Source organism: Haloarcula hispanica ATCC 33960 (assembly GCF_000223905.1).
GTDB lineage: Archaea > Halobacteriota > Halobacteria > Halobacteriales > Haloarculaceae > Haloarcula > Haloarcula hispanica.
In genome coordinates this window covers 921,490-941,029 of sequence record NC_015948.1, presented here as the reverse complement: position 1 = coordinate 941,029, position 19,540 = coordinate 921,490, and the positions used below count along the sequence as shown (strand labels likewise).

Here is a 19,540-nt window from a genome sequence, read left to right as displayed (position 1 = left end):
CTGCAGCGATGCCCACACAGTCCGGTGCAACAATACTGGCCGTCGGTGGCTGTTCATCGGAACGAGGAAATCACGCGGCTCTCTCCATCAGGGAATAGGACCGACCACGGGTCACTAGCCACGCATCAAATGCATGACCTCATCGACCACAGCAGGTTCGACAGCGACGACGTAGCTGCTCCCCGGTGTCAGGATCGTGTCAGCACGAGCGATTCGCTCACCGTTCGCGTCGGACACGACGAGGGTTCCCTCGGGAAAGCGGACATTTGAGAGGGGTTTTCCGGCGGCCGGGGCGTCGTCAGCAACGCGGATGAGCATGATATCAAGGTTGCCCGTCACGTCGGCGAGCGTCTGGACATCACTCCCTATGATTTCGTTGGCTGCCACCCTCGAGCCGGCCCGTTCGGGAAAGACCACTGCGTCGACAAATCGGGTGTATGACTCCCCGCCAGTGCGGTCGATACGGGCGACCGTTCGGATGTCGGGTGTCAACTCTGCAGCAGCTAAACAGACCGCGAGGTTTAGCCCTGTTTCACCCGTAAGCGCGGCAATTACGTCCGCTCGCTCAAGGCCTGCCTGTTCGATGATATCCGGATTTGTCGCGTCACCCTGGATAACAGTCGCTATCCATTGATCGGCGATATCCGAGACAATCCGGTCATCGCGTTCGATTATCGTCACGTCGTGACCGCGGTCAGCGAGTATCTCGGCTGTTTGGAAACCGACGCGTCCACCGCCAGCGATGATAATGTCGAGGTCACTAGTCATGGTTAGTCTTCAGCTTCAGGTGTTATTTCAGTGGCGGCAGCCGCCTGTTCGCGGTCCGATTGCTCTCTCACACGTTTAAGCGCGAAATACACGAGGGCTCCGAGCAGAATCCACGCCATGCTGAGTGCCAACGCCAATGGATCTGTTCGGAGCAGGTACTCCACGAGCACCCCTGTTAGAAGCAGATTGAGCGCGATACCAATCAGTGGCGGCGCCGGGTAGAACGGCATCTCGTACGGCCGGTTCATGTTCGGGCGCTCCCTGCGGAGTCTGATGACGGCGACGTTGACGATGACGAACGATAACAGGAAAAACAGGCTCGACATGTTGCCAGCACTTTGTGTCGGCAGTGCCACTGACCCGAGCATCACGACTGCGCTGGCGAGGATTGCGACGAACGGCGTCCCGTAGCGGTGGTGAATCTGACCGATCGACGGGAGCAACTGTCCCTCACGTCCCATCGAGAACGCCACGCGTGACGACGCGATGACGACTGCGTTGAGGGCGGTGAGTGTCGAGAACACGGCCCCGAAAACAATGAGTGCACCACCGTTCTGGATAATCGGTAATCCGGTCGGCATGAACGATGTGGCTGCCGTGGCGATGCCCGCCTCGCCGGCGTCGGCGAGTCCTTGAGCCCCGAGCGTGCCGACGGCGACGGTCACAACTGCCAGATAGACGACAACCGTAACAGCGAGACTGATGAATATCGCCTTGGGGATGTTTTCACGCGGGTTCTGTACCTCCTCGGTGACGGTGGTGATGAGGTCGTACCCCTCGAAGGCGATGAAGGTTAGCCCCATCGCCGGCAGAACCGCGGCCGCCCCGCTGCTCTGTGGAAACAGCGGCTGGAATTCGGCCCCGGAGAACATCGGAGACGCGAGTCCGAACGCGACGAACACCACCAGAATGGAGACTTTGATGATGGTGAAAATCGTCTCGACACTGCCGCTGGCGGCCGTCGAGACGGCGTTGAGCGCCACCAAACCGAGTACCGCCACGAACGCCAGCAGGAAGGCCAGCGGGAGCGCCGCGTCGATGACTGGAACCGCGACAGCCCCCACTTGATCCGGTGGCGGGACCACACCATAGACGTGCAGCAATTCGAGAAAGTTCGGTGCAAAACCCAGCGCATACAGCGCCCCCGCAATCATGTAGGCAAACCAGAGCATCCAGCCCATGATGAACGAGGCGAAGTCGTCGAATATCTCTCGCACGAAGGCGTATCCACCGCCGCTTTTCGGAATCGAGGCGGCAAGTTCCGCATACGAGAGTCCTGTGAACGCTGTGACGACGCCATTCAACGCAAAGACAAGAATCGCTGCCGGACCAGCGATTTCGGCAGCCAGTCCTGTCAGCACAAAGATACCGGCCCCGATCATCGCTCCCATCCCAATCATCGTCGCGTCAAGTAACCCGAGTTCAGCCTCGGGTGATCGAGTCTGGCTCTTACTCATTGCGTCCTGTTTTTATTCGGCGTGCCATCCATCGTACGCCGTATGCACTCTTTTCGGTCCATTTGATTACCGGGGTAAGTTCTTCTATTGTAAGAACGGTAAGTGGATTTCTTAAAGGCTTATGATAGCCTGTCCCCCGGCACGACAGGTTGTGTTCCCGGTCCATTAGAACCGCCGGGGCATTGAAGATGACGCGTTTTAAACAATCTCTCAATGACCCGAACAAAGCGATTCGTCATCGCTGGTGGCGGCCGTGTCGGGAAACAGACCGCTGAGAATCTCGCGGATCAGGGTCACGACGTACTGCTAATCGAGTCTGACGAGGAGCGTGTTGCGGCGTTGTCCGATGCGTATCTCGGCCCCGTTATCCACGGCGACGCCACACGCCCGTCGATTCTTGAGCAGGCCGACCTGGCCGATGCCGACGCCATCGCCGCACTCACTGACGAACCGGGAACGAACCTCGCAATCTGTATGGAGGCCCAACAGTACGCCCCATCGATTCGGACCATTGCGAGGGCAGAGACGGGGACGGAGCAGGAGTACGACGAGGTGGTGGATGCGACGCTGCTACCCGAGTATCTCGGTGGCGACCACGCGGCTGATATACTGACCGGCGAGGATATTCGGACGCTTGTCTATCCGACTGCCGATCTCGATATCATTGAGGTGAGCGTCTCCCCGTCGGCCCCCGTTGCTGGGCGTCGCCTCGATGAAATCGCTCTCCCGGCCGGTAGCCTGCTGATTTCGACGGCAGACCGAACGGAACTGGCAGGACCTGAGACGGTTTTGGAACCTGACGAGCACTATATTCTCGCCGTCGAAACCGATGTTGTCGATGAAGTGTTGAATCTCCTGCGCGGGTAGCAACATAGTACGTTGTCAGAGGCCGCCGCTCAGGTCTTCCTGGTTATATACGGAAACTGACGCTCTATCGGCGAACCAACACAGAGACCCCAACGGTGGTACTGTCCCGTCTCAGACTAGTTCGTCGTGGAGGTCGTGGAACGACCTGATGGTCAGGTCAGGCTCGCCGGCGAAGGCGTCCCACGGGCCGTCATCGCGGTTGACCCAGACGCCCTGCATCCCGGCGTGCATCGCACCGTACACGTCGAAATAGCCCGCGGTGACGTGGGCGATTTCCTCGATTTCGGTCTCCGTTCTCTCTGCCGCATGACGGTACAGTTCGGCCGCCGGCTTGAACGTCTGGATCTCGTCGGCACTGACGGTGTCTTCGAGCAGACCGCCGATGCCGGCGAAGTCGACCATCGATTCAAGCATCTCGGGGTTGCCGTTCGAGACGACATAGAGGTCGTAGCCGGCGTCGTAGAGCCTGTTCATGCCGTCCCGTACGTCGTCGAACACGTCGAGTTCGTGGTAGACCGCGAGAATCTCGTCGCGCTCCTCCATCGTGATGTCGACGCCGTGGGCGTCCAGCGCGTACTGGAGCGCATCGCGATTCATCTCGTAGAACGGCTTGTAGGCGTCGATCTGGTTGGCGAGGAAGGTGTACGCCAGCGAACGGGAGCGCCAGAGCCGGGACACCGGCCGGGGGTCGTCCACCCGGTCGGCGAGGGCCTTTTGCGCCGCTTCGACATCAACGATGGTGCTGTACGAGTCAAAGGTAATCGTCGTCACGCGGTCCGGGTCGAACGGCATAGGCACCCGTAGAAGCGGCGGCCTCATATAGCCGGTCGCCGAGTCGAGCGTCCAGCCGTCCGGTACGGGCCCACTCACAGCTTCACATGTGACGTGACCGGTCCCCGCTCAGTGCACGGACATCTCGGACAGGACGCTGCCACAGTACACGGCGATGATGATGAGCAGGATGCCGACGGCACCGGGAGGTCTTCGAGCGTCAGCGACACCAAGTAGAAAGCCAGGCCGTAGCCGACGACGACACCGGGTAGCCCCTCCTGAGGCGTGGCGACCCGGTCACCGTCCCGTGAATAAACCGCGGACAACGGGCGACACTCCCCCTCTCATGTGGCTTTATCTCCCGTGCGGCCGCACTGCGAGCCATGTCTCAGGTACGTACGTTCCAGTCGCTGACAGGCGTCCAGCTAGTCATCGCTCGACGCGTGGAGGGCGACAGATGACAGCGCGAGACGTGTATCTCCCGGTCGCGGCACAGCCGTCGGTCGACACGCTGGTCGAGATGAGTCAGCAGGCCGAGGACAGTGGCTACGACCGGGTCTGGCTCCCGGAGACGTGGGGGCGGGACGCGGTGACGACGCTGACTAGCATCGCCGAGCACACGTCGACGGTCGGTCTCGGGTCCTCGATTCTGAACGTGTACTCGCGGTCGCCGGCGCTGCTCGGCCAGACTGCGGCGACGCTGCAGGAGGTTTCGGACGGCCGCTTCCGCGCCGGTGTCGGCCCGTCGGGCCCTATCGTCATCGAAGGCTGGCACGGCCGTGAATTCGAGAATCCGCTCAAGTACACGCGGGAGACCGTCGACATCATGAAACTGGTGCTCTCCGGGGAGACCGTCGACTACGACGGGGACATCTTTTCGCTGTCCGGGTTCCGACTGCGCTGTGAGCCGCCCGAACCCGCGCCGCCCGTAGACGCCGGCGGCCTCGGCCCGAAATCGGTCGAACTCGCCGGTCGCTTCGCCGACGGCTGGCACGCGCTGATGCTGACCGCCGACGGCCTCCGAGACCGACTGGAAGACTTCGAGCGCGGAGCGGATCTCGGCGACCGCGACCGGTCAGACCAGCGGGTGACGCTGTCGCTGACGTGCTGTGCGATGGACGACCGGGAGCAGGCCCGCGAACTGGCCCGTCAGCACGTCGCGTTCTACATCGGCGGTATGGGGACGTTCTACCGCGACGCGCTGGCCCGCCAGGGGTACGAGGACACCGCTTACGAGATCGCCGAGCAGTGGGGATCGGGCGACAAAGCGGCTGCCGTCGACGCGATCAGCGACGAGCTACTGGACAGCATCGCCGTCGCCGGTACGCCCGAGGATTGTCGCGACCACATCACACAGTTCGAAGACATCGATGGCGTGGACGCGATCAACATCTCGTTCCCCCGCGCTGCCGAACCGGACACTATCGACACGACCATCGACGTGTTAGCGCCCTGAGTCGGGGCGTCGTTTTCAGTCGGTAGCGACTGGCTCGATGTCGTCACGTCGGCCGTCGAGCACGTCGAAGCGCTCGCCGCGGCGCTGTTCTAGCCAGTGGAGCAGGCGCTCGGCCCAGCGGAGTTTCTGTCGCTTTTCCGCAGTCACGGACGGGTCGTCGAAGTCCCAGCCGGGGAACACCAGCGCGGCAGCGCCGAAGTGGTCCGCGAGGAACGCGGCGCGGTCGCCGTCGGTGAAACCGCCGTAGTTGCGGACCGGCGGGGCGGGGGCCGCCTGTGTCGTCGGCACGACGAACTCGCTGTCGTAAGTCGGAATGTGTGTCTCCAGTGCGGGGATGTTGTCGCCGTGGGCGTGGGCGACGACCGGCGTCCCGTCGGCGGTCAGTTCCCGTCCGGTATCGGCGTTCTTGTCCAGGTCCGTGACCATGCAGTCGATGGCCACACCTTCCGTCTTGAGGCGGTCGGCGGCCGTGGAGGCCGCGAAGACCACGTCAGCATCGACTACCCGGTCGGCCTCGGCTTCGAGTGATGGGCCGGCCCCGGCGACGGCAACCGTTGCGCCGTCGAGTCCGAGTCGCGCCGGGTCGTACGTGCTGTCGTCGCCGAGCAGGTCACCGAATCGGTCGCGGGCACGCTCGTCGCCATCACGAGGATAGCCGAAATCGTCGAGGATATCCTCGTACACTGGTTCCCAGGTGTGAAATTCCATCTGTTGTCAGACACCACGGAGTGGACGTGCTTCTGTCTTGTTCACCGAGCCAGTCATACCGCTTTCACACTACCAACGTCCCACAGCGTAGCTGTCGCTATCGAATTCGTGTCCAGATAAACCGAGTTGAGCCGAAATGGCACGTCCGTGTACCCCTACCCGGGTGCCCTTTCGGCTTTCACCCCTTTCTTTCGAGGCCTCCGGTATAAGTTTTCTCTTACCGTCAGACATGGAGGACAGGCGTCACAAGCCCGAGGACTTGTTACGTTGGAAACACGAGTCAGTAGTCCACGACAGTCTCAAGGCAGGGAAGCACTTACCGCAGGCAAATGGCCCCGGAACTGTCAGTAAACGCGCAAGACGGTGCAGTTCCGGATTCGCTGGTGGTCGTCTCGAACCGCGAACCGTATAGCCACGAGCGGGACGACGACGGTGAGATACGGGTCCAGTCCGCGGCGGGTGGGCTGACGAGCGCACTCGACCCGGTGATGCAGTCACGGGGCGGCACCTGGGTCGCCTGGGGCAGCGGCGACGCCGATATGGCCGTTGCCGGGGAGGGCATCGTCGAAGTCCCGCCGTCTGCCCCCACATACGACCTGAAACGCGTTCCCCTCTCCGACGCGGCAGTTCAGGGTTACTACTACGGCTACGCCAATCAGGTTCTCTGGCCCCTCTGTCACGAAGACACGGGCCGAATGTGGGCCGAGCCCGCCTACTGGGAGCAGTACCGCGCCGTCAACGAGCAGTTCGCCGAGGCCGTCGATACGGTCGCCGACGCGGACCAGCCGGTCTGGTTCCAGGACTACCACCTGGCGCTCGCGCCCAGATTGGTCCGACAGCGGCGACCGGATACGACGCTGTTGCAGTTCTGGCACATCCCCTGGCCCGCGCCGTCGGTGTTCCGGCACTGCCCCCACAGCGACGCGCTCCTCGACGGATTGCTGGCCTGTGACGTCATCGGCTTTCACACGACAGCGTACGCCGAGCAGTTCCTGCACTGCGTCGACAGCGCGTTCCCCGCGGCGACCGTCGACACGGACGGCGGAATAGTCACCCGCAGCGGTGACAAGACACGAGCCGTCGCGAACCCGCTGGGAATCGACGTCGAGGGGGTTCGGGACCGAGCACGGGCTGCTGACGTGACCAGTATCCGGGATACTGTGCTGGGCGGCAGCCGCTCGGACACGTCGATTCGCCTCGCGCTCGGCGTCGAACGGCTCGACTATTCGAAGGGCATCCCCGAACGGATCGAGGCGCTGGCACACCTCTGGGACCGGCGGCCGGACCTCCGCGGAGCGTTCACCTACGTCCAGAAGGCGAGCCGAACCCGGGAGGGGATCGCCGCCTACCGCCGCTACAGAGCGGACGTCGTCGATGCCGTCGAGCGCGTCAACGACCGCTTCGGGACCGACGACTGGCAGCCCATCGTCTACACCGAGGCCAAACTCGACAACGAGACGCTCGCCGGGCTGTACCGGGCCGCAGAAGTCGCGGTCGTGACGCCCCATCGCGACGGCATGAACCTCGTCGCCCACGAGTACCCAGCGGCCTGTGTCGACGGCGACGGCTCGCTCGTGCTGAGCGAACTGGCCGGCGCGGCGACCCATCTCGACGGCGCGCTGACGGTCAATCCGCACGACATCGAGGCGATTGCGGACGCCATCGAGCGGGCGTTTGAACTGGACGAAGCGGAAACAAGGGACCGGCTGTCGCGTCTTCAGGACGGCGTCGAGGCGCTCGACAGTTCACAGTGGGTCGCCAGGCAGTTCAGCGCCGGCCAGTCCCTGTAGTTTTCCCGTCGTTCGTCAGTTCGCTGCCTTTGACAGCCAGTCCGGTTCCGCGACGATGGTGTCGTCGACCTTCGAGGCGGAGAGCGACAGCGTCACCGTCACCGGCTGGCCGTCCCGCTCAGTCGTCACCCGGTACTGGAACGACCGGACGACGCCGTCATCGTCGACGAGCACGGTTGCACTGGCCGAGTCCGTCGTCCCGTTGGCCGAGACGTTCGTCGAGACGGCGTCGTCGGCAGCGAAGCCGGTGACGTCGCTCCCGGTTGCTTCGAACCGCGAGACGCTGTCACCGTCGACCGTCTCGGTACCGGCGTAGGTCCAGTTGATGTCCGACCCTAGTGATTGCAGCAGCGAGCGGTCGATGACGCTGCTCTCGTTGACGGGCTGGACCTGGCCATCGTACGGCGGTGATGCCGAGCGGTAGTCCGTCCTCGTGTCGTCACCGCGGATGAGGACTCGACGCTCGGCGGTGGTCCCGTCAGCCGTGTAGGTCGTCGTCGCCAGCGTGTCGCCGCTGGCCTGGACCAGTTCGCCCGTCGCCAGCGACCGGTCGCTGTCGCGGTCGATAGCGATGGTCCGGTTGATGAACACCGACCGGTTCTCGCCGTCGCGGACCGTCGAAAGCTGGAACGACAGCGAGGTGGTGAACGACGAGTTCGATAGCGTCTCGAAGTGCCCGCGTTCGACGGCCGCCGCGTCGAACCCGGACGACCCGGGTGCGGGGCCGTTGGCATCAATCTGCGTCGCCGTTACTTCGGCGTCCGTACCGTCTGTGCCCGAATCAGTACCCAGCAGCCCGCTACAGCCGGCGGACGCTGTCAGTAGCATTACGAGTGCAAGCGAGAGGTGGCGGCGTTCGAGTAACATACCGGAGCCACTGTATCAGCGAACTAGTTCGTTATGGCCGTTCAGCTGTCACGTTCTCGCTGTTATCGACGTTCGAACAGACCGTTACTGACTGCGCCGTCACCAGCGCACTACGGAGGGGAATGCCGTTCCCGTCGGACCAGCGTCAGACGCCCGTCATGCACGTCATGAGGGTTTAATACGAACGGAACCGCTATAGTAACCGTGCCTCTCGGCTCCGACCCGCTGTCCGAACTCGACATTCCCGACGGGACGACCGTCGAGGAACACGACCTGGTGACCGACGGCGACGTCATCGTCGGCGGCCAGTCGACCGTGGAGTTCGGCGTACGCGGGCGGACAGTCATCGCCGACGAGCGGGTCCGCTTTGGCGGCCACATCGAAGCCGAAGGTGACTGTCGGCTGGATATGTGGTGTGACGTCGCGGACAACGTCCTCGTCGGCGAAGACGCCTACATCGGCGAACGGGTACACATCGGCGGCGAACTCCGTGTCGCGGGCGACCTTGATATCGGCGACGACGTGGACATCGAGAACGGGTTCGAGGCGAACGGCTGGATCGTCATCCGGAACCCGATGCCGACCATCGTCTTCCTGTTCGTCTACCTCTCGCAACTCCTCCGCATCGGCGAGGAAGACGCGGCCGAGGAAGTAATCGACGAGATGCTAGACGACGGCAGTGACGAGCACGACCCGGTTCTGATTCCACGCGGTGCGAGCGTCTCGGACGACGCCTGGCGCGTCTCGACGCCGGCAACGGTCGGCGACGACTGCCGGCTCCACGGCAACATCCGCGCGAAGTCCCTCGAAGTCGGCCGTGACACGGTCGTCTTCGGGAGCCTCCGCGCGAAAGACGATATCGTGGTCGGCCGGGGCACGGAGATCAAAGGGGACGTAACGACTCGCAGCGGCACCGTCCGTGTCGGCCCGGGAGCGAAGATCTGGGGCGACATCTCGGGGACGACCGTCGAACTCCACGAGAACGCGACGGTCGACGGGACGATCCGGACCAGCGAGGAGATGCGGATGCACACCGAGGCGGTGCTGGACCGGCCGGACGAATCCGCTGCAGCGATGGCTGAGATGGCCGAATCGCTCGAAGCTGACACTGACACTACGGAGCCAGCTGACGAACGAAGCGATTCAGACAACAGCGAGTCGGCGGCCGATGCAGCAGCCGACGACCCCGCCACTGCGGACAGTGCGGCAACCGACGGCGGGGATGCAGACGGAGCGACAACCGGTAGCGATGCTTCCGAGGACGGTCCCGATGTCGAAGAGGCGGCGGAGTCGGCAGAGTAACCGCTCGGACGCTATTTTGCGTAGAGAAACGCCACACAGCGTCAGCGTTCAGTCGCGTCACACACAGCCGCCGGCGGTGAAACCCCGTGTCCCGGCCCGTCGATATCGATACGCGGGCCGAACGACATTGACGGCGGACACTCGTCAAACAGCAGGTGGCCGTCCAGGTCGACGTAATCGAAGGCACCGAGCCCAGCGGCGAGGTGGGCGCTCGTCGCGATCCCGGTTGCGCCTTCGAGCATACAGCCGAGCATACAGTCGAGGGAGGCGGCCTCGGCGATGTTCACAATCGCCGCTGCCCCGAGGAGCCCCGATTTCCCGAGTTTGACGTTGATCACGTCGGCAGCCCCTTCGCGAACCACGGCCGTTGCGTCTGCCGGCGTGAACACGGTCTCGTCCGCGGCGACGGGAACCGGGAGTCTGTCGCGCGCTCTCGCAAGCCCGCAGATGTCGTCTTTCGGCGTCGGCTGTTCGACCAGGGCGAGGTCGACCCCGGCCGCGGTCACCTCGTCGACAAACGTCGCTGCGGCCTTCGGCGTCCAGCCCTGATTCGCGTCCACGGTAATCGTTGCGTCGGGCGCGGCGTCCGCGACTGCGACAGTCCGGGCCACGTCAGCGCCGACCTCTCCGCCGGCTTTGACCTTGATGTGGTCGAAGCCCGCAGTTGCGGCCCGCGTGGCTCGCTCGGCTGCCGCATCGGGCGTGACTATCGGAACGGTGATATCCGTCGTAACTGTGGTCGGCGCTCCGCCGAACAGCTCCGAGAGCGGGATGGCCCGGTCGCGACAGTAGGCGTCGAGCAGTGCCGTCTCGACGGCGAACAGTGCTGAAACCCCTCCGGGCACGGCTGCCCGCAGGTCACTGACGAGTTCGCGGTAATCGGCGAGAGACGCTCCCTCAAGCAGCGACGTACCCGACCGGGCGGTCGCCACGGCGGCCGCCTGCGTCTCGCCGGTCACCGGCGGCAGCGGGGACCCCTCACCGTGGCCGACCACGCCAGAATCTGTCTCCACTGTAACGACCAGATTCCGCGCTTTCTCCCGAGTGCCAAGCGAGATTTCGAACGGTTCGCGGAGTTCGTGATCGAGCGGTTCGACGGAGATGCGGTCGATACGGGTCATAGCGCCTCCAGGACGGCCGTGAGGAGTGTCTCCGGGCCGTCATCGTCGTAGGTGTTCGCCGCTGGCAGGCCTGTCCGAGCGGCTTCTTCCTCCGGATCGCCCCAGGTGGAGAGCGCGGCGACTGTCGTATCCGCGAGGTCGGTAATCGCGCGACGTTCGGCTTCGACACCGGCCACGGTGAGGTCGTCGAAATGGGACCGGGCCTCCCGAGAAGGGTCGTCGGCTAGCACGACTGCATCGGGGGCCGCCCCGTGAAGCAACCCGAGCGTCACCCCGCCGTATGCGGTGTGCGTGAGCGCGGCCTGCCCCTCGACGAACACGATATCGTGGTCCGCTGCGACGTCGAGCACCATGTCCTCGACGATGCCCGAAACGAAGTCGGCCGGAACCCGGTCGATGACGACACCGCGGTCCGCGCCGACGAGGATGCCGGTCTGTCCAGTCGCGACCCAGCCGGCGTCGAGTCCGGCGTCGGCCGCTGCCCGGTACAGTTCGAAGGTCGTCGTTCGCTTCCCGACCGCACAGTCGGTCCCCATCGTCAGGACCACGTCCGCGTCGGCTTCGCTCCCGCGGCCGTCGCCGAGCGTCAGGTCGGCGACGGACGGCGGTTTCCGGACGTCGACGAGGTCGACACCGTGTTGCTGTGCGCGCTCGGTCCAGGCTGGGCGCTCGCTCAAGAAGACGTGCAGGCCGGAGACGACGTCACAGCCCCGTTCCATCGCACGCTGGATAGCCTCGACCCAGGCCGCCGGAAGGTCACCGCCAGCGGGCGCAACGCCGATGACGAGGACGGCTGTGTCCGGGGCTCGGTTCAGCGCTTCGGTGACGGTTTCGACGACCGGCACGTCGTCGGCAGCCGGCCAATCGAGGGCCGCTCCGGCGTTGGGGCTCGGACACGTCGAGTCCACGACGGCCTGCGCGTCGAACAGCTCTCCGTGCATGACGATTCCGTTGGCCGTCTTGCCTTCCGGTTGTCCGAACTCGCCCTCTGCGAGCACAACGGCGGGCGTGCCTTCGTCGTATTTTCGCCGCAAGTCCATACTGATGTACATCGCCGACGTGACTGACAAACCAGAGCCTTACATGTGTGGCACTCAGTGAGACCACTGGAGGACGATTCCCCGTGGTGAAAGCAAACGCAACCAAGCACAGTCACGTCTCAGGACCCGGAGAGAACGATGGGCGCTGACGGCTCCGATGCGACCGCTAACTCGGCCAGTGGCGGTCTCCAGCTGACACTCGAACTGGAGCATCCCGACTGCTGGATGCGGGAGGTGACGGCGGCCACCTCGGCCAGACTGCTGGTCAACGCCGCGTATCTGGTCGACGAGAAGGTCAAGGCCCACGTCGTCGCATACGCGGAGTCGGCGGACGCGGTCGACGCACTCGTCGCGGCGACTCGGGCGTCCGACCACACCGAGACAGTCACAGAGATGGATACCCGTCGCAGCTTCGGCGGCATATCCGCACCAGTAAACAAAGCGACGAGCACGCTGCTCGTCGAGTACGGCCCCGAGGAGAGCATCCACGACGCGCTGGTCTCACACGGGTTCATGAACCAGGAGCCGATTCGAATCCGCAACGGGACCGAGTACTGGACGGTCGCCATCGACGAATCGCGGGCGACGATACAGGAGAAACTCGACGCCGTGTGTGAACAGAAAGGCGCAACAATCACCATCACGCAGATCACGTCGGCGACCACCGGAAGCAGAGAACGCGATGGATTGGCTGTCCGGCAGCTTTCCGACAAGCAGCGCGAAGTGTTCGAACTGGCCCGCAAACGCGGCTATTACGACTACCCGAGGGCGGTAAGCGGGAGCGAGTTGGCCGACGAACTCGATATCGCGAAGACGACGTTCCATGAACACCTCCGGAAAGTCGAGGCCACGCTTCTCGGCCCGAGAGACGCTGGCCGGTACTGACGACGGTACGGCGTCGATCCATGCTTCGCCTTGCCGGGTCCGTACTGTCAGAGCCAGCGTCCCGGTCCCTGTTCAGCATTTGTGACCCCAAGCGCGGCTGAACGCCTCCGGGACCGCGAGCGCAACCGAATGCCTATTCCACTCCGAGTTCTGACTCCAACTCCTCGACAACGTCTTGCAGCATCGACGCGAGTTCTTCGTTCGGCGGCAGCCGATACAGCGGGCCGGAGATGTCCAGTGCGCCGAGGACGCCGCCGTGTGGGGCGGTGACCGGTACGCCGACCGAGCGAAGCCCCTCGACCGCTTCCTGATCGTTCACCGAATAGCCGCGCTCGTTCGTGCGTTCGATGTCTTCCATGAGGGTTTCCCGGTCCGTGACAGTATACTCTGTCTCGGCTGGCAGCCCCCACCGGTCGAGAATCTCGTTGACTCGGGTCTCCGGCAACGCGGCGAGAATCGCCTTGCCGACTGCCGAGTTGTGCAGGTAGTAGTACCGGCCCACCTGGAACCCTTTCGACGGGACGTTAGCGACGACGTTGAACAGCGTTATCGCACGCCCGTACTCCTCGACGGCGAACGTGACCTCCTCGCCACAGCTATCGGCGAGTTCGTGTGTTTTGCGACGGGCAACCTCGTACCACTCGTTTCGGGTCCGAGCGCCCTCTCCGAGGTGGAACAGCTTCATACCGAGTCGGTACTGCTCGCCCCGTTTGACCAGATACTCCTGATCCAAGAGTGTCTTGAGGTGAACGTGAATGGTACTCGTCGAGAGGTCCAGCCGGTCCGCAAGCTCACTCATTCGAGCCTCCCCCAGCTCGTTTACCGCATCGATGATCGCAAGGGAGGTTTCGGTCGTCTGGAGACGACGACCGCTAGAGCTGTCCATACCACTGTGGACTTGATAGTAATATAAAAAGGTCCGGACATAGTGGAACCGGTTCTGTGGATATTATGTGCAAACGTGATATCTACTGAGAGTGTGATTACCTATAGCTATATTTTATAATCTCACGCCCGAAATTAGTACGTCTTCCGGGATTTGTGCGATATATAAGGTTAGGATGCTGTCCCAGATCCAATAGAAGTGGACTTTTATATAGCTACAGCGGCCGGAACGAGACAAGACTTCACCAGAGACGGCTCCTGTGATTTGTTACCGGAGAGATAGTTATTATCATGATCTTTTGCGTGTGTATCTGACGAGGCACAGAATGCATGTCAGACACGGATAGTGGCGATGGGACAGAGATCGAGGAGATCTCTGGTCCGGACGTCGAAGCAATCGAGTTCTACGGCGGACGGTGGATGAGCGTCATTCCCATAGGGTTGTTTATCCTGTGGGCAATTGTCCAGAGTGGCCTGTTCGGTATCGGGGACACGACTGGACTCGTCGCGGGGATGCTCGTGGCGCTCATCGTCGGGATGTTCTTCGCCAAGGGAGACTGGAAGAACTACGCGAACACCATCTTCGATGGGATGACAAAGCGGGTCGCCGCGACGGCAGTCGTCGCGTGGCTCTGGGCAGGGATGTTCTCGAACACGCTGCAGGCAGGTGGCTTCGTCGGCGGACTCGTCTGGGCAGCGAACGCGGCCGAAGTCGGGGGCGCGCTGTTCCCCGCCGCCACCTTCATCCTCGCTGCGCTTTTCACGACCGGTATCGGCACCGGGTACGGCGCGGCAGTCGCCTTCTCGGCGCTGTTCTTCCCGGCCGGCATCCTGCTCGGTGCGAATCCGGTGTTGTTGTTCGGAGCAATTCTCTCAGGGGCTGTCTTCGGCGACAACCTGGCACCGGTCAGTGATACGACAATCGTGAGTGCGGTGACACAGGACGCCGACATCGGCGGCGTCGTCGCCTCGCGGTTCAAGTACGCCATCATCGCTGCGGTGTTGGCGCTCGCGGCGTACGTTTTCGCCGGGAACGCGATGCCCGGGCTGGACATCTCCCAGCAGGCACAGGACCTGTTCGTCCAGAACAGCGAGCCGGCGGGACTGTTGCATCTCATTTCCATGCTCGTCGTCATTGTGACGGCAGTCATGGGCCGACACATCGTCGAGGCGATCTCGTGGGGCCTCGTCGTCGCCGTTGCCTTCAACATCGTCTTCGGTCTCGCACCGCTGAGTGCCGTGTTGCTGTTCAAGGTCCCGGAAACGTCTTCGGCCGCAAGCTGGGCTGGCTCGCTTCCCATCGCGGAAGTGGTCGCGCCGCAAAACGCTGGCGTCACCGGGTCGATCTACAACGGTGCAGCCGGGTTCTTCCCGCTAATCGTTCTCGTGTTGCTCATCGTTGCCGGGTCAGAGATCATGATCCGTGGCGGTGGCTTCGAGGCGATCCAGGAGTGGCTCCTCGAAAACGTCGCAACGGGCGTTCGCAAGGCCGAAACGACGATGGTGGTCGGCACTGCCCTCGTCAACTCGATGATCACGATCAACACGGCCGCAGAGATCGCGATCGCGCCGTACATCGCCCGCATCGGCCAGCGGTACAACATCAACAGCTACCGTCGAGCGAATATCCTCGACGCGAACACCTCGGCGCTCGGGTACATCTTCCCGTGGGGCGGCGGCGTGCTCATCGGCTTCGCGACGCTGCAAGGCCTCCCGAACCAGTACGAGTGGTTCACCAGTGCGATGGTCGTCAACCCCGTGCAGGTGTGGCCGTACGTCTTCCACGGCTGGTTCCTGTTCGGTGTGTTCCTGCTCTCCGCACTGACCGGCTTCGGGCTCGAATACACCACTGACCGCAAATCCAAGGATGTGACCCGTCTATGAGCATATTCAGTAAGTTCCTCACCGGAATGTCCTTCAGGACGACCACGCCGACGTTCGAGGCGGGCGAAGAGATAGAGGTGTACGTCACGGAACTCGACGAGGAATCCGGCGAGTTGGTCGCACTGGTCGGCGAGACCCGCCTCTACTTCGAGAACGGTGAGGCAGACATCGTCGGCTGTCGCGTCCTCGCGAAGGTCGAATCGTTCGACGACGCGGAGCACCGCGGCCGTCTCACCCACCTCAAAACGCTGTCTCAGGGGTCGTTCTAGGATTGCCAACGAGCGCCGAGACGGACATTGAATCAGTATAGCGCGATCGAATAAACCGATATCACAGATTCGAACCACTATGAGCAACTCACTATATTCGACAGCACGACAGGACAATCAGACGACTATCGTCCCCAGTACGGACATCGAGGCGGCCGTCGAGATGGCCGACCTCGTGCCGGCCATCGAGGCCGCGTTCGCCGCATACGAAAACGACACGGCGCAGATGCCGCCGAAGTCCTACATCGACCTGCCACAGCACAACGGGGACTTCCGGTCGATGCCGGCCTATCTCGAAACGGACGACTGGGAGGCGTCGGGCATCAAGTGGGTGAACGTTCACCCGGACAACCCCGACGAGTTCGACCTGCCGACCGTGATGGGGACGCTCGTGTACACGGACCCCGAGAGCGGCTTCCCGCTTGCCGTGATGGACGCCACGACGCTGACGATGAAGCGAACCGGGGCGGCCGCCGCCGTGGCGACGGACCACCTCGCCGTCGAGGACGCGTCCTCGCTGGGCATCATCGGTGCCGGCGTCCAGTCCTACACGCAACTGGAGGCCATCTCGCAGGTGCGACCGATTGAATCCGTCGTCGTCAGCGACCTCGACGACGACCGCGTCCAGCGGTTCATCGACACCTTCGGCGACGAGTTCGACGTGCGAGCCGGCACGATTTCCGAGGCGGCCCAGTGTGATGTTCTCTCGACCGTGACGCCGGTCGAAGATCCCATCGTCACGCTTGAGGACCTCGGGGAACACACCCACGTCAACGCCATGGGTGCCGACGCCGAAGGGAAGCAGGAACTCCACACGGAGGTCATCCGCGAGGCGACCCTCGTCATCGACGACTTCGAACAGACGACCCACTCCGGCGAGATAAACGTCCCCTGGAGCACGGGTGAAATCGACGAGTCGGATATCGACGCCGAACTCGGCGAGATCGTCGTCGGGAACGCGCCGGGCCGCGAGGACCTGTCCGGGATTACCGTCTTCGACTCGACCGGGCTCGCGATTCAGGACATCGCTGCCGCACGCATCGTGTACGAATCGCTCGGTGACGACAGCGGCTACCGCCTCGAAATGGTGTAACCCCGGCGGTCTGCAGTATCGTAGCAGTTGGCCGTTCACCCACCGCTATCGAGTGTCGCACAGACAACTGTGGCACGCAGTTGTGTCCCGGAACGATTTATATGTGCCATACGACGAGGGCGTATGCGACGCGTCATCATCGATACGGACACCGCGGGCGACGACACACAGGCGATTCTCCTTTCCTGTCTCAGTGACCGAGTTACCGTCGAAGCTATCACGGTCGTCGCCGGCAACGTGCCCTTCGACAGAGAGATCGAGAACGCGAAGTACACGCTCGATATCGCCGATTCTCTCGACGTACCCGTCTACGAAGGGGCGAGACAGCCGCTTCTCAAGGAGTTCGAACACGCGACGTACATTCACGGCGAGGACGGCCTCGGCGGGGACGTGTTCCCCGACACCGGTATCGAGTCGGCGGCAGGGTTTGGCCCCGACAAGATCGTCGACCGCTGTCGGGCGGCCCCTGGCGAAATCACGCTGCTCTGCATCGGCCCGCTGACCAATCTGGCGCTGGCGTACGCCCGCGAGCCTGAACTTCCGGAGCTTGTCGATGAGGTGTGGGTGATGGGCGGGAACGTCAACTGTGAGGGGAACGTCACTCCTGCCGCGGAATTCAATCTGTGGGTCGACCCCGACGCTGCCAAACGCGTGTTCGACGCCTTCGAGGTGACGCTCGTCGACTGGGGCGTGTGTCTTCGAGACGCAGTGTTTGGCTCCTCCGAGTTCGAGGCGGTGTCGGCGTTCGACACTGAACTGGCGTCGTTCTTCGAATCGGTAACCGAGCAGGCCCGGGCGTTCAACAGCGAGGGCCCCGATGACCCCGGATGGACGGCACTCCCGGACAGCGTCACCGCCGCGCTGCTGGCGTATCCGGAACTCCGCGAGGCGGTGTCGACGTACCACGTCGCGGTGGACGACCGCGACGGGCTCACCCGCGGGTACACCAGCGTCGACGTCAACGGTGTGACCGACGGGGACCCGAACACCCATGTCGTAGAATCCGTCGACAGCGACGCCTTCCAGTCCGTCATGTACTCGCTGCTCCAGTCCCGGGACCCTGACAGCGGCATCGCCGAGTGAGTCATACTGCCGGCTGTAAGTCTGTGAAGAATATCGCCACTTCGGGGTGGCGAATCTCTTGAAATAGTTACAGCCGGCAGTATCAGGAGCGGCGTCGAACACGATAGGAGCAAGATATGTGTCGTAATTGCCGCTGTGGGAGACCTGTGGCGCCAGTCCTGTTGTCGCGTGTTGTCCCTGGTTTTTACTGGGGCCGGCGGGATGTCAGGGTATGACGCTCACAGACCGACTCGACCAGTATCTCCGGACAGCGGGACTCGAAGCCGTCTGGTTCGCCCGACCGAACTCCTTCGCATGGCTCACAGGGGGAGGCGACAATGTCGTCGACCGGGAGGGTGACATCGGCGTCGCCGCCGCGGGCTACGACGGCGACGGCGTACGGGTCGTCGCCAATAACATCGAAGCGCCGCGGCTCCGTGACGAGGAACTCGACGGCGATGTGACCGTTGCGACGTTCGACTGGCACGCGGAGTCACTGGCCGAGGCTGTTGCTGATGCGAGTCCGGCCCCGGCGGCGGCTGATTTCGATGTCCCCGGCTTCGAGTCAGTCGACGCCACACAACTCCGACAGCCGCTGACCGAGACCCAGATGAAGCAGTGCCGTGACCTCGCGCGAGACACGGCTGAAGCAGTCGAGGCTGTCGCGCGGAAAGTCGAACCCTCGCATACCGAACTCGATGTGACCGCGGTGCTTCGACAGAAGCTCGAAGGCCGGGGCATCGCCACGCCCGTCGTGCTCGTTGGCAGCGCCGAGCGGGCGCAATTATACCGCCATTACACCTCGACTGACACTGAACTCGGCGACTACGCGCTCATATCGGTGACCGTCCAGCGAGACGGGCTCCACGTCAGCACCACCCGGGCGGTCGCGTTCGACCCGCCGGAGTGGCTCATGGAGCGAACCCACAAGGCCGCCCGCGTCGAGACCACTGCGCTGGCCGCGACACAGGTGGTCGGTCAGGGTGGCGGCACAGCGGGCGACGTCTTCGACGCGATTCAGGACGCCTACGCCGCGGTCGGCTGGGAGGGTGAGTGGCAGAACCATCATCAGGGCGGCGCAACGGGCTTCGCCGGCCGTGAGTGGATCGCCACGCCTGGACATGAGGGCGAGGTCGCGTTGCCACATGGGTACGCCTGGAACCCGACTATCGACGGGACAAAGAGCGAAGACACGTATCTCGTCTCCGACGACGACATCGAACTGCTGTCCGGGACCGGCGACTGGCCGACTGAGACGGTTTCGGCGGTCGGCTACGACCTCGAACTGCCGCGACACACGGTGCTAGAGTTGTAG

Annotated in this window: 18 protein-coding genes and 1 pseudogene; 10 read left to right on the top strand and 9 right to left on the bottom strand. The window is 63.3% G+C overall.

The annotated features are described in order from the left end of the window. Positions 1-114: 114 nt before the first annotated feature. Together HAH_RS04805 and HAH_RS04800 are read right to left on the bottom strand one after the other, a co-directional pair. Positions 115-768 carry a potassium channel family protein gene (locus tag HAH_RS04805; protein WP_014039902.1) on the bottom strand — a complete coding sequence of 218 codons (654 nt, stop codon included), beginning with the start codon at positions 766-768 and terminating at the stop codon, positions 115-117. Positions 769-770: 2 nt separating this feature from the next. Next, complete coding sequence (locus HAH_RS04800) at positions 771-2,225, bottom strand: APC family permease (protein WP_023843179.1); 1,455 nt, start codon at positions 2,223-2,225, stop codon at positions 771-773. A gap of 213 nt (positions 2,226-2,438) precedes the next feature. Here HAH_RS04800 and HAH_RS04795 point away from each other — a divergent pair, with 213 nt between their 5' ends. After that, positions 2,439-3,092: a potassium channel family protein gene (locus HAH_RS04795; RefSeq protein WP_014039900.1), complete on the top strand. Its 654-nt coding sequence runs from the start codon at positions 2,439-2,441 to the stop codon at positions 3,090-3,092. Between the two features lie 111 nt (positions 3,093-3,203). Here HAH_RS04795 and HAH_RS04790 read toward each other — a convergent pair whose 3' ends face one another. Both HAH_RS04790 and HAH_RS20380 read right to left on the bottom strand, forming a co-directional pair. Then, positions 3,204-3,884: a haloacid dehalogenase type II gene (locus HAH_RS04790; RefSeq protein WP_014039899.1), complete on the bottom strand. Its 681-nt coding sequence runs from the start codon at positions 3,882-3,884 to the stop codon at positions 3,204-3,206. A 108-nt stretch (positions 3,885-3,992) separates the two neighbouring features. Next, positions 3,993-4,129 (bottom strand): annotated as a pseudogene (locus tag HAH_RS20380) (QacE family quaternary ammonium compound efflux SMR transporter); the annotation flags it as partial. Positions 4,130-4,320: 191 nt separating this feature from the next. Between HAH_RS20380 and HAH_RS04785 the strand changes: the two are divergent. Beyond that, positions 4,321-5,319: a TIGR04024 family LLM class F420-dependent oxidoreductase gene (locus HAH_RS04785; protein WP_008310112.1), complete on the top strand. Its 999-nt coding sequence runs from the start codon at positions 4,321-4,323 to the stop codon at positions 5,317-5,319. A gap of 15 nt (positions 5,320-5,334) precedes the next feature. Here the strand turns inward: HAH_RS04785 and HAH_RS04780 are convergent, their stop codons facing one another. Then, on the bottom strand, positions 5,335-6,027 hold the full coding sequence (locus tag HAH_RS04780) for a 6-hydroxymethylpterin diphosphokinase MptE-like protein (RefSeq protein WP_014039898.1): 693 nt from the start codon (positions 6,025-6,027) through the stop codon (positions 5,335-5,337). A 329-nt stretch (positions 6,028-6,356) separates the two neighbouring features. Between HAH_RS04780 and HAH_RS04775 the strand changes: the two genes are divergently transcribed. Next, on the top strand, positions 6,357-7,817 hold the full coding sequence (locus HAH_RS04775; protein ID WP_014039897.1) for an alpha,alpha-trehalose-phosphate synthase (UDP-forming): 1,461 nt from the start codon (positions 6,357-6,359) through the stop codon (positions 7,815-7,817). A 15-nt stretch (positions 7,818-7,832) separates the two neighbouring features. Here HAH_RS04775 and HAH_RS04770 read toward each other — a convergent pair whose 3' ends face one another. Then, positions 7,833-8,684 carry a DUF7537 family lipoprotein gene (locus HAH_RS04770; protein WP_014039896.1) on the bottom strand — a complete coding sequence of 284 codons (852 nt, stop codon included), beginning with the start codon at positions 8,682-8,684 and terminating at the stop codon, positions 7,833-7,835. A gap of 204 nt (positions 8,685-8,888) precedes the next feature. Between HAH_RS04770 and HAH_RS04765 the strand changes: the two genes are divergently transcribed. Further along, positions 8,889-9,986, top strand: a complete 1,098-nt coding sequence (locus HAH_RS04765) for a polymer-forming cytoskeletal protein (protein WP_014039895.1) — start codon at positions 8,889-8,891, stop codon at positions 9,984-9,986. A gap of 41 nt (positions 9,987-10,027) precedes the next feature. Here the strand turns inward: HAH_RS04765 and HAH_RS04760 are convergent, their stop codons facing one another. Together HAH_RS04760 and HAH_RS04755 are read right to left on the bottom strand one after the other, a co-directional pair. Continuing rightward, a complete protein-coding gene (locus HAH_RS04760; RefSeq protein ID WP_014039894.1) occupies positions 10,028-11,107 on the bottom strand; it encodes a dipeptide epimerase in 1,080 nt (359 codons plus the stop codon). Beyond that, on the bottom strand, positions 11,104-12,147 hold the full coding sequence (locus HAH_RS04755) for a DUF1611 domain-containing protein (RefSeq protein ID WP_044952178.1): 1,044 nt from the start codon (positions 12,145-12,147) through the stop codon (positions 11,104-11,106). The genes HAH_RS04760 and HAH_RS04755 overlap by 4 nt, the downstream gene beginning before the upstream one ends. 138 nt (positions 12,148-12,285) lie before the next feature. Here HAH_RS04755 and HAH_RS04750 point away from each other — a divergent pair, with 138 nt between their 5' ends. After that, positions 12,286-13,032, top strand: coding sequence for a helix-turn-helix domain-containing protein (locus tag HAH_RS04750; protein ID WP_014039892.1), 747 nt, complete (start codon positions 12,286-12,288; stop codon positions 13,030-13,032). Between the two features lie 133 nt (positions 13,033-13,165). Here HAH_RS04750 and HAH_RS04745 read toward each other — a convergent pair whose 3' ends face one another. Beyond that, a complete protein-coding gene (locus HAH_RS04745) occupies positions 13,166-13,918 on the bottom strand; it encodes an IclR family transcriptional regulator (protein ID WP_014039891.1) in 753 nt (250 codons plus the stop codon). Between the two features lie 329 nt (positions 13,919-14,247). On the opposite strand from HAH_RS04745, the gene HAH_RS04740 reads away from it, so the two are divergent. The 5 genes from HAH_RS04740 (at position 14,248) to HAH_RS04720 (ending at position 19,540) form a co-directional block, all read left to right on the top strand. Next, positions 14,248-15,801 (top strand): Na+/H+ antiporter NhaC family protein, encoded by a 1,554-nt coding sequence (locus tag HAH_RS04740; RefSeq protein WP_014039890.1) that lies wholly within the window; start codon positions 14,248-14,250, stop codon positions 15,799-15,801. After that, positions 15,798-16,070: a DUF7513 family protein gene (locus HAH_RS04735; protein ID WP_023843177.1), complete on the top strand. Its 273-nt coding sequence runs from the start codon at positions 15,798-15,800 to the stop codon at positions 16,068-16,070. The genes HAH_RS04740 and HAH_RS04735 overlap by 4 nt, the downstream gene beginning before the upstream one ends. Before the next feature lie 79 nt (positions 16,071-16,149). After that, entirely contained in the window at positions 16,150-17,163 is a 1,014-nt protein-coding gene (locus tag HAH_RS04730) for an alanine dehydrogenase (RefSeq protein WP_014039888.1), read from the top strand. A 123-nt stretch (positions 17,164-17,286) separates the two neighbouring features. After that, the gene (locus HAH_RS04725) at positions 17,287-18,246 is read left to right on the top strand and encodes a nucleoside hydrolase (RefSeq protein WP_014039887.1); all 960 of its coding nucleotides are present in this window, start codon (positions 17,287-17,289) and stop codon (positions 18,244-18,246) included. A 211-nt stretch (positions 18,247-18,457) separates the two neighbouring features. Beyond that, complete coding sequence (locus HAH_RS04720) at positions 18,458-19,540, top strand: M24 family metallopeptidase (RefSeq protein ID WP_014039886.1); 1,083 nt, start codon at positions 18,458-18,460, stop codon at positions 19,538-19,540.

Excerpts from the sequence above, each read along its gene's own strand:
- HAH_RS04775 (WP_014039897.1), top strand. The coding sequence starts at position 6,357 with ATGGCCCCGGAACTGTCAGTAAACGCGCAAGACGGTGCAGTTCCGGAT.
- HAH_RS04725 (WP_014039887.1), top strand. The coding sequence starts at position 17,287 with ATGCGACGCGTCATCATCGATACGGACACCGCGGGCGACGACACACAG.
- HAH_RS04750 (WP_014039892.1), top strand. The coding sequence starts at position 12,286 with ATGGGCGCTGACGGCTCCGATGCGACCGCTAACTCGGCCAGTGGCGGT.
- HAH_RS04805 (WP_014039902.1), bottom strand. The coding sequence starts at position 768 with ATGACTAGTGACCTCGACATTATCATCGCTGGCGGTGGACGCGTCGGT.
- HAH_RS04790 (WP_014039899.1), bottom strand. The coding sequence starts at position 3,884 with ATGCCGTTCGACCCGGACCGCGTGACGACGATTACCTTTGACTCGTAC.
- HAH_RS04800 (WP_023843179.1), bottom strand. The coding sequence starts at position 2,225 with ATGAGTAAGAGCCAGACTCGATCACCCGAGGCTGAACTCGGGTTACTT.
- HAH_RS04720 (WP_014039886.1), top strand. The coding sequence starts at position 18,458 with ATGACGCTCACAGACCGACTCGACCAGTATCTCCGGACAGCGGGACTC.
- HAH_RS04770 (WP_014039896.1), bottom strand. The coding sequence starts at position 8,684 with ATGTTACTCGAACGCCGCCACCTCTCGCTTGCACTCGTAATGCTACTG.
- HAH_RS04740 (WP_014039890.1), top strand. The coding sequence starts at position 14,248 with ATGTCAGACACGGATAGTGGCGATGGGACAGAGATCGAGGAGATCTCT.
- HAH_RS04745 (WP_014039891.1), bottom strand. The coding sequence starts at position 13,918 with ATGGACAGCTCTAGCGGTCGTCGTCTCCAGACGACCGAAACCTCCCTT.
- HAH_RS04785 (WP_008310112.1), top strand. The coding sequence starts at position 4,321 with ATGACAGCGCGAGACGTGTATCTCCCGGTCGCGGCACAGCCGTCGGTC.
- HAH_RS04780 (WP_014039898.1), bottom strand. The coding sequence starts at position 6,027 with ATGGAATTTCACACCTGGGAACCAGTGTACGAGGATATCCTCGACGAT.
- HAH_RS04730 (WP_014039888.1), top strand. The coding sequence starts at position 16,150 with ATGAGCAACTCACTATATTCGACAGCACGACAGGACAATCAGACGACT.
- HAH_RS04795 (WP_014039900.1), top strand. The coding sequence starts at position 2,439 with ATGACCCGAACAAAGCGATTCGTCATCGCTGGTGGCGGCCGTGTCGGG.
- HAH_RS04755 (WP_044952178.1), bottom strand. The coding sequence starts at position 12,147 with ATGGACTTGCGGCGAAAATACGACGAAGGCACGCCCGCCGTTGTGCTC.
- HAH_RS04735 (WP_023843177.1), top strand. The coding sequence starts at position 15,798 with ATGAGCATATTCAGTAAGTTCCTCACCGGAATGTCCTTCAGGACGACC.
- HAH_RS04760 (WP_014039894.1), bottom strand. The coding sequence starts at position 11,107 with ATGACCCGTATCGACCGCATCTCCGTCGAACCGCTCGATCACGAACTC.